The following is a 13,512-nucleotide window of genomic DNA, read 5'->3' as shown; positions in this document are numbered from 1 at the left end:
GAACGCCTAGACCAGGTCCCAGGTGAGCGGGGTCCCCTTCGGCGCGGCCTGGCGGAACCGGCGGCCCAGCACGGTCCCCAGGTCGGCGGGGGCGAGCCCACCTGACGGCCGGATCGACCGGACGTTCGCGGCCGTCACCTCGTCACCCTCGGCGACGTCCTCGACCACCCACAGCGACCGCCGCAGCCTGCTGACCTCGCGCTCGCTGTCCTTCGGGCCGATGCGGGTCGTGCCGAGTGCCTGCCAGGCCCGCTCGGTCTCCGTGACCAGCGCGGCCAGCTCCAGGGGCTCCAGCGAGAACTCGCTGTCCACGCCGCCGTCGGCGCGCTTGAGCGTCACGTGCTTCTCGATCACGCACGCCCCGAGCGCCACCGCGGCGACCGGCACGCCGATGCCCATGGTGTGGTCGGACAGGCCCGGGACCACGTCGAACGTGTCGCGGATGAGCGGGATGCCCCGCAGGTTGCTGTCGGCCGGATCGGCCGGGTAGGACGCGGTGCAGCCCAGGACGACCAGCTGGTCGTTGCCCGCGCGGCGGGCGGTCTCGACGGCGGCGTGGATCTCGGCGACGTTCGCCATGCCGGTGGAGATGACCAGCGGTTTCCCGGTCCGGGCGGCCAGCTCGACGAGCGGCAGGTCCACGATCTCGGCGGAGGCGATCTTGTAGGCGGGCGCGTCGAGCGACTCGAGCAGGTCGATGGCGGTCGGGTCGAACGGGCTGGAGAAGACGGTGAGGCCCTGCTGGGCGGCGCGCTCGAAGATCGGCGCGTGCCACTCCCACGGCGTGTGGGCCTTCTCGTACAGCGAGTAGAGGTTCTCCCCGCCCCACAGCGAGTGGTCGTCGGAGATGCGGAAGGCGGGCGCGTCGACGTCGATGGTGATCGTGTCGGCGCGGTAGGTCTGCAGCTTCAGCGCCTGCGCACCGGACCTGGCGACCTCGTCGACGATCGCCAGCGCACGGTCCAGGTCACCGTTGTGGTTCCCGGACATCTCGGCGATGACGAACGGCCGGTGGTCCGCGCCGATCGTGTGCTTGCCGATCCTGACTTCACGCATGGGCCCAACGTACCGGGCCTAGGACGCGCGCCAGTTGGCCTCTCCCAAGGTGTCCGCGAGCAGGTCACCGAAGATCAGCAAGCACGCGAGACATCGTTCGCCGTCGTCGGTGCAGGAGATCTTGTTGTTCGGTACGCAGTGCTCACACAGTGCTTCCCCGAAATCGCGGCCGGCTTCCTCGTTGCCGAACGCGTGCACCCGGTTGTCGTACGCAGATAACCACCACTGGACGTCCACCATGACCCCGACCTCCGCGCCTGTGCCCACTCATCAGGGTCCACGAATGGAGTAACAGGCAACAGAGTTGACCGATGGAGACAACCAGTCAACAATTCCCACTTGAACGTTAAACTGTGAATGGCAACGGAACGTGATGTCCGGGCCCTGACGGCTACTCCGCGCGATCTTCGAGCTTGCGGAGGCGGTCCTCGTACTGGGCCACCGCGGTGAGGCGCACCCGGATCTGGCTGTGCTCCCGGCGGATCTCGTCGATCAGCGTGCGGGACTCGTCGATCTGCGGCTGGTCGCCGACCGGCACCGCGGCGATCTTCTCGCGCAGCGACTCGAGCTGGGACTCCTGCGACGCGACCTGCGGGATGATGCGCTCGAGCTCGTTGTGCGTCCAGCGCTGGATCTTGTCGACCTCGTTGAAGCGGCGCTCGAGGTCGTTGATCCGTCTGCGCATGTCCTCCACGACCTCGGTGTGGTCGTGCGCGAGCCGGTCTACGGTCCGGTAGTACTCCTCGAGGCGCTCGGCCGGGATGCGCTCGTTGATCCGGAAGTCGATCAGCCGCTTGATCCGGTCCGACACGACCGGACGGGCCCCGAACAGCGTGCGGAGACCCTCAAAACCGTTGTTGCGCAATGTGTTTCCCTCAGCGAAGCAGCCTGGTGCGGCCGGTCTTGGTCCACGAGTCGAGCAGCCGCCCCTCGGCGGCGATCTGGTGCTCGGGCCCGACGATGCAGGAGTCACCGGCGGCGTGCATCCAGTGCGTCTGGTTCGGGTCGTCGATGAACGAGTACCCGGTCAGCAGGAGTTCAGCCTCCGGATAGCAGGTCCGTGCGATCCAGGCGGCCATCGTGCCGGTCGTCGACCACGTGCCCTCGGTGCGGCTCGGCAGGCCGAGCGCGTCCGACAGCGGCAGCGTCACCTCGGCGTTGTTGACCGGCACGAGCCCCAGGTCCGCCGGCCACCAGCCGGGCAGGTTGTCCGGTTCCCAGTGCAGACGGCCCGGCTCGACCATGAGGTACAGCCGCCTGCGGTAGTTCTCGAACACGTACTTGGTGGCGCGCAGCGCACGGTTGAACACCACCACGTGTGTGCGACTGCCCACAGTCGGGGCGGCACCAGGGTCGTCCGTGACGAACCCGTTGACCCGGAACACCAGGTCGCATGCGTCGATGGCCTTGGCCCGCTCCTCGTCCGCGGGCAGCGGCATGTTGCCGACGACCGCGACGGTCCGTGGTTCCGGGTGTTCGGCATAGACGTCAATGAGCGTGCGCATGACGCTCTGCACAGGGGCGACGTCGACCATGAGCGCAGAAGTTACCAGGACGCGAACGATCTTCTTTCGCGCGCGGGGTCTCGGTGTGACAACACTGTGCGAAGCGCGGCCCCTGCGGCACGCGCAGTGCCCGCCGGTAGTCTCGACAGCCGTGTCAGTAATGAGCGCTGCCGAGCAGGAGCAGGCACCCCCACCTCCCCCCTCGACCCGTAGCTGGTCGCGTGCGCGGGAGGACATCGTCGAGGGCTTCAAACAGCGTGAGCTGTGGGGGCATCTCGGGTGGCAGGACATCAAACAGCGCTACCGCAGGTCGGTCATCGGACCACTGTGGATCACGCTGTCGATGGCCATCACCGCGATCGGGCTCGGTCTGCTCTACTCCCAGCTGTTCCAGGCGACGATCCCGACCTTCCTGCCGTACATCACGGTCGGCTTCATCGTGTGGAACTTCATCAACGGGTGCATCACCGAGGGCACGGACACCTTCATCCGCAACGAAGGTCTCATCAAGCACCTTCCCGCGCCGCTGACCGTGTACGCACTGCGCACGGTGTGGCGGCTCACGCTGATGTTCGCCCACAACCTCCTCGTGTACGTGGTCATCCTCGTCATCTTCTGGGGCTCGCTGACCACGTCGGACTACACGATCACCGACGGCGGCAACCCGCAGCCGGGCATCGGTTTCGGCATCCTGCTCGCCATTCCCGCGTTCGTGCTGCTCGCGGTCAACGGCGGGTGGGTCGCGATCCTCTTCGGCATCATCTCCACGCGCTACCGCGACATCCCCCAGGTCATCAACAGCCTGATCTCGTTGCTGTTCTTCATGACGCCGATCGTGTGGACCACCGACATCCTCACGCAGCGCCTGCCCGGCTCGGGTGACAGCGACTGGAAGGTGCTGATCGCCGAGCTGAACCCGCTCTACCACTACGTGCAGCTGCTGCGCGCGCCGCTGATCGGCAACGAGCAGAGTTGGCACCACTGGGCGGTCGTCGGCGGGTTTACCGTTGTGGGGTGGGGCCTGGCCTTCGTGGCCATGCGCAACTACCGTTCGCGCGTTTCCTACTGGGTCTGAGTGAGGCGATAACGGCATGGTCAGCATCAACGTCTGGGACGCCTCGGTCGACTTCCCGATCTTCGACGCGAAGACCCGCTCCCTGAAGAAGGCCGTCCTCGGCAAGGTCGGCGGCAAGATCGGCACCGAGCAGAAGGTGCCGATCATCGAGGCACTGCACGACATCACGCTGTCGCTGAAGGAAGGCGACCGCGTGGGGCTCGTCGGCCACAACGGCGCGGGCAAGTCGACGCTGCTGCGGCTGCTGGCGGGCATCTACGAGCCGACCAGGGGCTCGTCGCGGATCGTCGGCAAGGTCGCGCCGGTGTTCGACCTCGGCGTCGGCATGGATCCGGAGATCTCCGGCCTCGAGAACATCATGATCCGCGGCCTGTTCCTCGGCATGACCCGCAAGCAGATGGAGAAGCGGGTCGACGACATCACCGAGTTCACCGAGCTCGGCGACTACCTGCAGATGCCGCTGCGGACGTACTCCACGGGCATGCGCGTCCGCCTCGCGCTGGGCGTGGTCACGTCGATCGACCCGGAGATCCTGCTGCTGGACGAGGGCATCGGCGCGGTCGACGCGGCGTTCCTCGCGAAGGCACGCACCCGCCTGGTGGATCTCGTGAAGCGCTCCGGCATGTTGGTGTTCGCCTCGCACCAGGACGACCTATTGTTCGAGCTGTGTAACACGGCCATCTGGATGGACGAGGGTCACATGAAACAGCACGGCTCCCTGCGCGAGGTCATCACCGCGTACAAGGGCAAGGACCCGTTCGCGAACATGAGCTCGGAGACGCTCCAGCGCCTGGGCATCGAGCCGGCACTGACGACAAAGAGCGGCGAGGCCTGATGGGTGCCGATGAGCAGTTGCCCGCGAACGCGGTGGTGGCCGTGGTGGTCACCCGCCACCGCCGGGAGCTGCTCGCCGACTCCCTGAAGATGATCGGCGCGCAGACCAGGCCCCCGGACCACCTCGTGGTGGTCGACAACGGCCCGGACGACCCGGTCCGGGACATCGTCGAGAGCTGCCCGGTGCCGTCGACCTACCTGGCGTCGCACCGGAACCTCGGCGGCGCGGGCGGGTTCGCGCTGGGCATGCTGCACGCCCTGTCCATGGGTGCCGAGTGGGTCTGGTGCGCCGACGACGACGGCCGCCCGGCCGACGAGAACGTGCTGGAAGTGCTGCTCGCGGAGGCCGAGAAGCGGAACCTGGCGGAGATCAGCCCGGTGGTGTCGAACATCGAGACCCCGGACCGCCTCGCCTTCCCCCTGCGCCGCGGCCTGACGTGGAAGCGGAGCGCCGCGGAGCTGGGCACGGACTTCCTGCCCGGCATCGCGTCGCTGTTCAACGGCGCCCTGTTCCGCGCGTCCGCCCTGGACGTCATCGGCGTCCCGGACTACCGCCTGTTCTTCCGCGGCGACGAGGTGGAGATCCACCGCCGCCTGACGAGGTCGGGACTGCGGTTCGGCACGAGCCTGAAGGTGGCGTACCTGCACCCGGACGGTTCCGACGAGTTCAAGCCCATGCTCGGCGGCAGGCTGCACGCACAGGACCCGGAGAACGAGGTCAAGCGGTACTACACGTACCGCAACCGCGGCTACCTGCTGTCACAGCCGGGCCTGCGCAAGATCGGCATGCTGGAGCTCGTGCGGTTCGGCCTGTACTTCATCGGCACCAAGCGCGACCCGAAGGCGTTCTTCCAGTGGCTCAAACTGGTTCGCCAGGGGCGCAAGGAACGCTTCTTCCGCTTCTAGCGGATTTGCTGTCGGTGAACCCAGGTTGCCCGCTGACCGGCGGTGATGCTCATGTTGACGCATGGCTGACTCGAAACGCGCACTGGTACTGCACCTCTCGGGCGGTGGCGAACCACTGGTGTTCGCCCTGTCCGAGGAGGGCGCCAACGAACTGAACCCGAGGCTGCCCGACCTGCTGGGCGCCGGTCAGGTGGGCCGCCCGAAACTGGCGGACGGCTCGACGGTGGTGGTGAACTTCGCCCACGTGGTGACGGCCCACCTGGACGAACTGCCGCCACTCACGCGGGTCTACGGCAGCGACCTCCCGAAGAAGCACGGTTTCGCGACCTGAGCCCGGCAGCAGGGGTCGGGCTGCGCACTTTGCCGTGAAAGGCGCGTTCGCGGCGTGACCAGTGCCGTGAAAGGCGCGTTTGGGGCGTTGAGTGCCGTGAAGGCGCCTTTCACGGCACCACCAGCACCGAGGACCCCGAAGCGTCAGCGGACCCGGAACACCACGGTCCGCAACATCACGAAGTTGATCACCGTGGCAACCCCCTGGGCCACCACCCAGGCGACCGTGATCCGCCACGAGAACGACGGCAACAGGTGCAACATCAACGCGTTGACACCGACGTTCACGAAGAACGTCACCGTGTAGAGCAGGGCGAACCCGCCGACCTGCCCGACCCCGCCCCGTCCGGCGGCGAAGGTGAACCGCCGGTTCAGGAAGAACGCGGTGGTGGTCCCGGCAACGAAGCTGACCGCCTTGGCGAGGTGGACCCACAGGTCCAGGGCGAGCAACCCCTGGTAGACCCCGAAGTCGACCAGCGCGCAGAACCCGCCGATCAGCACGAACCGCGCGAGCTGGCTCACCAGTCGCGGCGGGGCGTCCACGGCAGTCACGGAGCCAGTGTAGGAGCCCCCGGGCACCCGGTTACCCTCGGTGCGGTGAAGCCACAAAAGCTCACAGGCTGGGGCCGCACCGCCCCCACGACCGCGCAGGTGGTCCACACCGCCGACGTCCGGGCCATCGCCGAGGCCGTGAAACACGCCGGTCCGCGCGGCGTCATCGCCCGCGGGCTGGGCCGCAGCTACGGCGACCCGGCGCAGAACGCGGGCGGCACGGTCATCGACATGACCGCGTTGAACCGCATCCACCGGGTCGATGCCGAAGCCGGCACGGTGGACGTCGACGCCGGGGTCTCGCTCGACACCCTGATGCGTGCGCTGCTGCCGTTCGGGCTGTGGCTCCCGGTGCTGCCTGGCACCCGGCAGGTCACGGTCGGCGGCGCGATCGGGAGTGACATCCACGGCAAGGCGCACCACGTCGAGGGCAGCTTCGGCGACCACATCAGCGAACTCGACCTGCTCACCGCCGACGGGGAGGTCGCCACCCTCACCCCGGCCGACGACCTCTTCTGGGCCACCGTCGGCGGCATGGGGCTGACCGGTGTCGTCCTCAGGGCGACCCTGCACCTCAACCACGTCGAGACCGCGTACTTCCTCGTCGACACCGAGCAGCTCGGCAGCCTCGACGAGCTGATGGCGCGCCAGAGCGTGGACGACGAGAAGTACGTCGAGTCCGTCTCGTGGTTCGACGCCGTCACCACCGGGCCGCACCTCGGCCGCGGCCTGCTCACCCGCGCCAACCACGCCACGCTCGACGACCTCCCGGCGAAACGCCGCAGGCACCCGCTCAGGTTCGAGGCGCCGCAGCTGCTGGTCGTCCCCGACCTGTTCCCGCCCGGGCTGCTCAACAAGGTGACCGGCCGGGTGTTCAGCGAGCTCTGGTACCGCAAGTCGCCGACGAAGATGGGCGCGGTCCAGAACATCACGCAGTTCCTGCACCCGCTGGACATGTTCGGCGAGTGGAACCGCGGGTACGGGCCGCACGGCTTCCTGCAGTACCAGTACGTGGTCCCGTTCGGCGCCGAGGACGTCATCCGGCACACGGTCCGGCGCATGACCGAGACCGGCAAGGTCTCCGCGCTGAACGTGCTCAAGCGCTTCGGCGACGGCAACCGCGCGCCGCTGTCCTTCCCCATGAAGGGCTGGACGTTGTGCGTCGACCTGCCGGTCGGCGCGGGCGTGCACGAGCTGTGCGAGGAGCTGGACGAGCTGGTGCTCGCCGCGGGCGGACGGCACTACCTGGCGAAGGAGTCCCGCGCGACGCCCGAGGTCATCGCGCGCGGGTACCCGCGCCTCGACGAGTGGCGCAAGGTCCGCGCTTCCGTTGACCCAGAAGGAAAGTTCGCTTCGGACATGTCGAGAAGGTTGGAGTTGTCGTGATCGACGCGGTCGGGAACCCCCAGTCGCTGCTGCTGTTGGGCGGCACGTCGGAGATCGGCCTGGCGGTCGCCGCGAAGTACGCGAAGCGCCGCCCGCTGCGGGTCGTGCTCGCCGCGCGGCCCTCCGAGCGCCTCGACAAGGCCGCCGACGACCTGCGCGCCGCGGGCGCCACGGTGTCCACCGTGGAGTTCGACGCGCTGGACTTCGACTCGCACGCCGCCGTGCTGGACAAGGCGTTCGGCGACGGCGACATCGACATCACGGTGCTCGCGTTCGGCCTGCTCGGCGACGCGGAGCAGGCGTGGCAGGACCACGGCCGCGCGGTCGAGCTGGCGCAGGTCAACTACACGGCTCCGGTGTCGGTCGGTGTGCTGCTCGCGGAGCGCCTCCGCAGGCAGGGGCACGGCCGCGTGGTCGCGCTGTCCTCGGTCGCCGGGGAGCGGGTCCGCCGCTCGAACTTCGTGTACGGGTCGACGAAGGCCGGCATGGACGGCTTCTACCTCGGTCTCGGCGAGGCGCTGCGGGGTGACGGCATCTCGGTCACCGTGGTCCGGCCCGGGTTCGTGAAGACGAAGATGACCGAGGGCATGAAGCCCGCGCCGCTGTCCGCGACGGCCGACCAGGTCGCGGACGTGGTCGTCAGTGCCGTGGCCAAGCGCAAGGAACTGGTGTGGGCACCCGCGCCGCTGCGCGTGCTGTTCTCGATCCTGCGGCACGTCCCGCGGCCGATCTTCCGCCGCCTGCCGATCTGACGCGCACGGGGCCGTCCACCGGCAGTTCGCCGCGCTCCGGTGGACGGCCCGTTCCGCAACTTGCTGTTCGCAAGCAACCACTCAGCGTACTCGCGAAGTCGCGTCTGCGAAACCTCTCCATTGACCGGCCCGCACGCTCTACGTTCTGGGACACCGACCGGACGGCCTTCGAGATCTACCTGTCACCGGGCGACGACATTCACGCGCGGGGCAACCCGCACATCGCGGTGGAATCCGCGGGCGGCCGCGGCGACCTGAGCAACCCCGAGGCGTTGCCCCAGGAACAAGCCGACCGGGGAACCGAGGCCATGACACAGGTCGTCGAGACGTACTTCCACTGAGCCACGTCGGGTCGTAACGCCGTAACGCGTGACGAATAACGCGCTCTGACCTGCGTTGATGAGCGGCCGCCCGATTCAGCGTCTTCATTGGCACACGATCCGAAGGAGACGGACATGACGAAGAACGCGGTGATCTACGGCGGCGGCGGCGCGATCGGCACGGCGGTGGCGACGATCCTGGCGAAGCAGGGCGTGCGGGTCCACCTGGTCGGCCGGACGCTCGAACGGCTCCAGCAGGCCGCTGGTGGGATCGAGAGCGTCGAGGTCGCGGTGGTCGACGCGCTCGACGAGGCGGCCGTGGTCGCGCACGCCGAGTCGGTGGTGGAGCGGTTCGGCAGCCTGGATATCTCGCTTAACCTGGTCGCGCGCGGCGACGTCCAGGGGACACCGCTCATCGAGATGGCCGCCGAGGACTTCCTCGCCCCCGTCGCGAACGCCGCACGCGCCCACTTCAACACCGCCCGCGCGGCGGCGCGGATCATGACCACGCGGGGCAGCGGCGTGATCGTCGTGCTGAACAGCGGTTCCGGTCACGCGGGCAGCCCGATGATGGGTGGCACGGGCCCCGCCGACGCGGCACTGGACTCGCTGTGCCGCAACCTGGCGTACGAGACCGGTCCGAGTGGGGTGCGCGTGGTCGGCGTGTGGGTGGCCGGCATCCCGGAGACGCTGACGCCGGAGAAGCTGGGTGCCGTCAACCCCGCGATGGGCACGCCGGAGGCACACCAGGGCGTGCTGAACCACCTGGCCTCGCTGCGCATGACGAAGCGTTCGCCCCGGCTCGCGGAGGTGGCGGAGACGGTCGCGTTCCTGGCCTCCGACCACGCCCGCGGCATCACGGGCACGTTCGTCAACGCCACGGGCGGCATGTTCACCTGAGCTGTTCGGCCCTGTCGGAGGGCTCGTCGAACCAGTCGATGTGCATCTCACCGAGGCTCGCGAAGCGCTGCGCGACGCGCTCCGCGGAGACGGTGTGGTGCGTGACCGAGTCCTCCGGCAGGTAGAACAGGACGTCGTCCTGGCCCTCGAACTCCATGCCCCAGCCGATGATCGGCGGGGCGTCGGGGTGGTGGCGCAGTCCGTAGACGGCGAAGAGGCGCGGCCTGGCGAGCCGGGCCAGTTCGGCCAGCGTGGCGATGGATGTCATGACGATGACGTTGGCACTGTGCCAGCCTGGCCAGCAATCCGACCGATCGTGTGATTGCCACTCACCCGGTGCGGATCGAAGGATGGCCGCATGACCGAGAACCCCAACCCCAGCGTCCGATCCCGGCAGGTCTCGGCGTTGCTCAGGACCCTACGTGAGGACCTCGGACTGTCCGGCTCGGAGGTCGCGAAGTCGCTGGGCATGTCCCCCAGCAAGATCAGCCGCATCGAGACGGGCAGCCGCGGTCTGCGCGTGGACGACGTCGCGGCGTTGCTCGGGCACTACAAGGTGCCGGAGCAGAAACGGGCCCAGATCCTGGACCAGGTAAGGAAAGCCGAGGAACGCGGCTGGTGGGAGAGCCAGGGCCTCGGGCTGCCGCAGCTCTGGCAGGCACTCATCAACTTCGAGTCGAGGGCCACGAGAATCCAGAACTTCGAGGCGCTTGTCGTCCCCGGCCTCCTCCAGACCGACGAGTACACGGAAGCGATCATCAGCAGCATCAACAAGACGCTGAGCAAGGTCGAACTGACGAACCTCGTCGCGTCCCGAAGGGCTCGGCAGGCAGTGCTGAGCCGCCGAGAACTTCAGTTCCTCGCGGTGATCGACGAAGGCGCCCTTCGGCGACCCATCACGGAAAGTGGCGTGATGCGACGACAACTCCGCCATCTGGCTGACACCTCTGACCGCCCGAACATCACTATCCGTGTGGTGCCCTTGCAGGCAGGGCAATACGCAGGTCTTCGCGGGTCGTTCGCGGTCCTGGAGTTCGAGGACGAACCGAGTCTCGTCTACACCGAGAACCAAGTCACGAGCATGTTCCTCGACGAGAAGGACGACGTGGCCGCCTATCGTGTCGCCCTTGGCAATATCCTGAACGAGGCACTGGAACCGGCCGAGTCCGCGCAATTGATGGCGAGAGTGGCCGAGGAGCACGAGTGACTGGAGGCAGCATGGACCTGAGGGACGCGCAGTGGCGTAAGAGCAGCCGCAGCACTGACCAGGCCAACTGCGTCGAGGTCGCGTTTTCCGGTCCTGCCGTGGCCGTCCGGGACTCCAAGAACACCGACGGCCCCGTCCTCACGTTCCCCGCGACGAACTGGGCCGCCTTCCTCCGATGAGTCCCGGCCGCTGACGCGGTCTACCTGCCATGGACATGTACAGCGTCATGTGCGTGCGCGACACGGCAGCGGCGATCACGTGGTACGAGGTGTTCTTCGGGCGTCCCGCCGACGAGGTCATCGGCGATGAGCACCTGTGGCAGGTCGGTGAGAACGCGTGGCTCGTCGTCGACGACCGGTCCATGCGCGCCGACCGGGTGGGCGGGTCGATGGTCACGTTCGGTGTGACCGACTTCGACGAGATCCTGGCCCGTCTCGCCGCCAACGGCATCGAGCACGCCCCGGTGGAGACGTACGGCAACGGCGTGCGCCACGTCGACATCCTCGACCCGGACGGGAACAGCCTGTCGCTCGCCCAGGCACCGTGACCACTCTGGTACATGGTTGTGTACACTTCTGCCATGACCGTCGATGACGATTTAGCACGGGTCGGCATTCGGGAACTGCGCGACAACCTCAAGGACGTACTGGACAAGGTCGAACTCGGCGCCACGGTCGAGGTCACGAAGAACGGAAGGACGATCGCGATGATCGTGCCCAGGCCGAGCGGCGATCCGGTGGACCGGCTCGTCGCGGAAGGCAGACTGCTCCCGTCCCGCAGCGGCAACAGCACCGTGCGGCTGCCACGGCGCATACAGGCGTCGCCGTCAGGTCCGTCGAGCGGCGAGGTCCTCGACGACCTGCGCGCGGAGCGGCAGTGATCTATCTCGACACGTCCGCGCTCGTCAAACTCGTCTTCGAGGAGGCTGAATCCGGCGCACTGGAACACTGGCTGCTGCTCCAGGAGGACACGGTCGCGACCAGCGTGGTCGGCAAGATAGAGCTGCACCGTGCCTGCCGCCGCATCGACCCGGCGGGCGTGGCGGGCGCCGAGTTGCTGCTCGCCGACCTGCCGATCATCCCGCTGGCGGGGTGGATCGTGGAGACCGCGGAGAACATCGGCCCGCCCACCCTGCGCACCCTCGACGCGCTGCACCTCGCCTCAGCTTTCGCGATGGGCGACCTGCTGACGGCGTTCGTCGTGTACGACAAGCGCCTCCGGGACGCGGCCGTGCAGATCGGCTTACCCGTGATGACCCCGGGCACGGACTAGCTCCTGGCAGTCGGCGAGGCCTGCTCGAACGCCTCGCGGACGGCGTTCAGCGCTTCCGCTGCCGTGATCTCCAGGCGGGTCTGGCCGGAGAGTTCCTGGCGCCACCGGGTCTCGTCCGGGGCGGTGGTGAACAGGGCGCCCGTGGGTGGCCTGCCGGTCTGGCCGTACCTCGCGAAAAGCCCGGCGTCGTCGAACGGGCCACGTTGGGTGAGGAGCCACAGGTCGTACAGGTCGCGTGGGGTGGCGCGGTCGACCCACGCCATGATCTTCGCCGCCACGAAAGCCGGGAGGGTGAGCACGGTGAGGGTCGCCGGTGGGGCGTCGGAGTAGCGCTGGACGAGCTGCCGCTGCTCGGTCGGCCACGGCGGGTAGCCCGTCGCGCTCAGGAGTTGCACTCGGACGGTGAGGCCGTCCTGGGAGATCAGCACCGCCGGTTCGGTGTCGCGGACCGTCGTGAGCAACGGCTCCCACCGCAGACCCGGGTACTCGCGGCGCACGCCGCGCACCAGGCAGTCCGTCACCGCCTCCGCCGCCGAGCGGCGGTCGTTGACGGCGATCAGGTCGATGTCCTCGGACAGCCTGCCGTCCGGGAGGAACGTGCGGGACAGGGCCGTGCCGCCGAAGAACACCACCTGGTCCGCCGCTCGTGCGGACAGGGCCGCGAGCAGGTGCGAGATGAGGTGGTCGCGGCGGACCTGCGGGCGGGCCACGCCGAACTTGTCGGCGACCGCCGTCTCCTCGGCCGGGTCCAGCATCACGCACCCGCCAGGAGCCGGTCGAGCATGGCGCGGCGGCGTTGCGCGATGGCCAGTTCGCGCAGGGTCTCGCGGTCCGCGCGCGGGATCAGTGCCCGCACGGCCGCCTCCGCCTCGTCGGTCAGGCCGCCCAGCGACGGGCGCGCGGCCAGGTCCAGCAGCGTCTGCTCCACCGTGGTGACCAGGCCGCGGCCCAGCTCGTTCGGTCGTTGCTCGCAGTCGAGCCTGCCCACGTCGCGGCGCACGAACACCACCGTCGCGTCCCGGTCGGTCAGGCGCAGCGTTCTCCGGTGGCCTGCCGCGGCGACCACGGCGACGCCGAGGGCCCGTGGGATCGCACCGTGCACGCGGGCCGCCGACAGGCCCATCAACGCCACCCCGTCCGCGCCCTGGTCGGCGGCGGCGATCCCGAGGGCGGCCGCCTCCAGCTCCGGGAGCCAGTCGCGGTCGGTCTGGTCGTCCGGCACGACGGCGTAGTAGCCGCCCGCCAGGCGGTGCAACGTGCCCGCCTTCGCCAGCCGCGCGAGCTCCGGGCGGGGGAAGGCGTACAGGTCCGCCGCGTCCTGCGGGCGGATGACACGCATGGGGCGGCGCAGCAGCGCGGCGGGGACCTTGCCCGCGGCCCGTGTCCTCATCAGTGTCACCTCCGTAGGGTTCAAGCC

At 68.7% G+C, this 13,512-nt stretch carries 21 protein-coding genes; 13 read left to right on the top strand and 8 right to left on the bottom strand.

The features are described 5' to 3' along the window. Nucleotides 1-6 precede the first annotated feature (6 nt). The 4 genes from pseI to FHR82_RS15525 form a co-directional block, all read right to left on the bottom strand. Nucleotides 7-1,056 carry a pseudaminic acid synthase gene (gene pseI / locus FHR82_RS15540; protein WP_184811079.1) on the bottom strand — a complete coding sequence of 350 codons (1,050 nt, stop codon included), beginning with the start codon at nucleotides 1,054-1,056 and terminating at the stop codon, nucleotides 7-9. An 18-nt stretch (nucleotides 1,057-1,074) separates the two neighbouring features. Beyond that, entirely contained in the window at nucleotides 1,075-1,296 is a 222-nt protein-coding gene (locus FHR82_RS15535; protein ID WP_184811078.1) for a hypothetical protein, read from the bottom strand. A 151-nt stretch (nucleotides 1,297-1,447) separates the two neighbouring features. Beyond that, nucleotides 1,448-1,921 (bottom strand): hypothetical protein, encoded by a 474-nt coding sequence (locus FHR82_RS15530; RefSeq protein WP_225944026.1) that lies wholly within the window; start codon nucleotides 1,919-1,921, stop codon nucleotides 1,448-1,450. Between the two features lie 10 nt (nucleotides 1,922-1,931). Beyond that, a complete protein-coding gene (locus tag FHR82_RS15525) occupies nucleotides 1,932-2,561 on the bottom strand; it encodes a glycosyltransferase family 29 protein (RefSeq protein WP_184811077.1) in 630 nt (209 codons plus the stop codon). Between the two features lie 160 nt (nucleotides 2,562-2,721). On the opposite strand from FHR82_RS15525, the gene wzm reads away from it, so the two are divergent. The 4 genes from wzm to FHR82_RS15505 all read left to right on the top strand — a co-directional run bounded on the left by wzm (nucleotide 2,722) and on the right by FHR82_RS15505 (nucleotide 5,707). Beyond that, on the top strand, nucleotides 2,722-3,636 hold the full coding sequence (gene wzm / locus FHR82_RS15520) for a galactan export ABC transporter permease subunit Wzm/RfbD (RefSeq protein WP_184811552.1): 915 nt from the start codon (nucleotides 2,722-2,724) through the stop codon (nucleotides 3,634-3,636). Nucleotides 3,637-3,652: 16 nt separating this feature from the next. After that, nucleotides 3,653-4,471: a galactan export ABC transporter ATP-binding subunit Wzt/RfbE gene (wzt, locus tag FHR82_RS15515; protein ID WP_184811076.1), complete on the top strand. Its 819-nt coding sequence runs from the start codon at nucleotides 3,653-3,655 to the stop codon at nucleotides 4,469-4,471. After that, a complete protein-coding gene (gene glfT1 / locus FHR82_RS15510) occupies nucleotides 4,471-5,376 on the top strand; it encodes a galactofuranosyltransferase GlfT1 (protein WP_184811075.1) in 906 nt (301 codons plus the stop codon). The genes wzt and glfT1 overlap by 1 nt, the downstream gene beginning before the upstream one ends. A 61-nt stretch (nucleotides 5,377-5,437) precedes the next feature. Next, nucleotides 5,438-5,707 (top strand): hypothetical protein, encoded by a 270-nt coding sequence (locus FHR82_RS15505; RefSeq protein ID WP_184811074.1) that lies wholly within the window; start codon nucleotides 5,438-5,440, stop codon nucleotides 5,705-5,707. Nucleotides 5,708-5,850: 143 nt separating this feature from the next. Here FHR82_RS15505 and FHR82_RS15500 read toward each other — a convergent pair whose 3' ends face one another. Then, nucleotides 5,851-6,258: a GtrA family protein gene (locus FHR82_RS15500; protein WP_184811073.1), complete on the bottom strand. Its 408-nt coding sequence runs from the start codon at nucleotides 6,256-6,258 to the stop codon at nucleotides 5,851-5,853. A gap of 45 nt (nucleotides 6,259-6,303) precedes the next feature. Here FHR82_RS15500 and dprE1 point away from each other — a divergent pair, with 45 nt between their 5' ends. The 4 genes from dprE1 (at nucleotide 6,304) to FHR82_RS15480 (ending at nucleotide 9,616) form a co-directional block, all read left to right on the top strand. Further along, on the top strand, nucleotides 6,304-7,644 hold the full coding sequence (gene dprE1, locus FHR82_RS15495) for a decaprenylphosphoryl-beta-D-ribose oxidase (protein WP_311771098.1): 1,341 nt from the start codon (nucleotides 6,304-6,306) through the stop codon (nucleotides 7,642-7,644). Next, nucleotides 7,641-8,396 (top strand): decaprenylphospho-beta-D-erythro-pentofuranosid-2-ulose 2-reductase, encoded by a 756-nt coding sequence (dprE2, locus tag FHR82_RS15490; RefSeq protein WP_184811072.1) that lies wholly within the window; start codon nucleotides 7,641-7,643, stop codon nucleotides 8,394-8,396. The genes dprE1 and dprE2 overlap by 4 nt, the downstream gene beginning before the upstream one ends. Beyond that, nucleotides 8,315-8,737 (top strand): hypothetical protein, encoded by a 423-nt coding sequence (locus FHR82_RS15485; protein WP_184811071.1) that lies wholly within the window; start codon nucleotides 8,315-8,317, stop codon nucleotides 8,735-8,737. The genes dprE2 and FHR82_RS15485 overlap by 82 nt, the downstream gene beginning before the upstream one ends. A gap of 114 nt (nucleotides 8,738-8,851) precedes the next feature. Continuing rightward, nucleotides 8,852-9,616 carry an SDR family NAD(P)-dependent oxidoreductase gene (locus tag FHR82_RS15480; RefSeq protein ID WP_184811070.1) on the top strand — a complete coding sequence of 255 codons (765 nt, stop codon included), beginning with the start codon at nucleotides 8,852-8,854 and terminating at the stop codon, nucleotides 9,614-9,616. On the opposite strand, the gene FHR82_RS15475 is transcribed toward FHR82_RS15480, so the two are convergent. Next, complete coding sequence (locus FHR82_RS15475; protein WP_184811069.1) at nucleotides 9,609-9,884, bottom strand: hypothetical protein; 276 nt, start codon at nucleotides 9,882-9,884, stop codon at nucleotides 9,609-9,611. The genes FHR82_RS15480 and FHR82_RS15475 overlap by 8 nt on opposite strands. Nucleotides 9,885-9,974: 90 nt before the next feature. On the opposite strand from FHR82_RS15475, the gene FHR82_RS15470 reads away from it, so the two are divergent. The 5 genes from FHR82_RS15470 to FHR82_RS15450 are packed head-to-tail and all read left to right on the top strand — an operon-like array spanning nucleotide 9,975 to nucleotide 12,095. Next, complete coding sequence (locus FHR82_RS15470) at nucleotides 9,975-10,823, top strand: helix-turn-helix domain-containing protein (RefSeq protein WP_184811068.1); 849 nt, start codon at nucleotides 9,975-9,977, stop codon at nucleotides 10,821-10,823. A gap of 11 nt (nucleotides 10,824-10,834) precedes the next feature. Then, nucleotides 10,835-11,002 (top strand): DUF397 domain-containing protein, encoded by a 168-nt coding sequence (locus tag FHR82_RS15465; RefSeq protein WP_184811067.1) that lies wholly within the window; start codon nucleotides 10,835-10,837, stop codon nucleotides 11,000-11,002. A gap of 47 nt (nucleotides 11,003-11,049) precedes the next feature. Continuing rightward, nucleotides 11,050-11,370, top strand: a complete 321-nt coding sequence (locus FHR82_RS15460; protein ID WP_225944982.1) for a VOC family protein — start codon at nucleotides 11,050-11,052, stop codon at nucleotides 11,368-11,370. A gap of 33 nt (nucleotides 11,371-11,403) precedes the next feature. Then, nucleotides 11,404-11,703, top strand: a complete 300-nt coding sequence (locus FHR82_RS15455) for a type II toxin-antitoxin system Phd/YefM family antitoxin (protein ID WP_184811065.1) — start codon at nucleotides 11,404-11,406, stop codon at nucleotides 11,701-11,703. Next, nucleotides 11,700-12,095 (top strand): type II toxin-antitoxin system VapC family toxin, encoded by a 396-nt coding sequence (locus tag FHR82_RS15450; protein WP_184811064.1) that lies wholly within the window; start codon nucleotides 11,700-11,702, stop codon nucleotides 12,093-12,095. Before FHR82_RS15455 ends, FHR82_RS15450 begins: the two co-directional genes overlap by 4 nt. Here the strand turns inward: FHR82_RS15450 and FHR82_RS15445 are convergent. Together FHR82_RS15445 and FHR82_RS15440 are read right to left on the bottom strand one after the other, a co-directional pair. Further along, entirely contained in the window at nucleotides 12,092-12,850 is a 759-nt protein-coding gene (locus FHR82_RS15445) for a nucleotidyl transferase AbiEii/AbiGii toxin family protein (protein WP_184811063.1), read from the bottom strand. The two genes, FHR82_RS15450 and FHR82_RS15445, sit on opposite strands and share 4 nt — an antisense overlap. Next, the gene (locus FHR82_RS15440) at nucleotides 12,850-13,485 is read right to left on the bottom strand and encodes a type IV toxin-antitoxin system AbiEi family antitoxin (protein ID WP_221463793.1); all 636 of its coding nucleotides are present in this window, start codon (nucleotides 13,483-13,485) and stop codon (nucleotides 12,850-12,852) included. Before FHR82_RS15440 ends, FHR82_RS15445 begins: the two co-directional genes overlap by 1 nt. Nucleotides 13,486-13,512: the final 27 nt, after the last annotated feature.

It is taken from the genome of Actinophytocola algeriensis, assembly GCF_014203735.1.
Lineage (GTDB): Bacteria > Actinomycetota > Actinomycetes > Mycobacteriales > Pseudonocardiaceae > Actinophytocola > Actinophytocola algeriensis.
The sequence above is the reverse complement of the archived record's forward strand: the minus strand, read 5'-3'. Positions and strand labels throughout refer to the sequence as shown.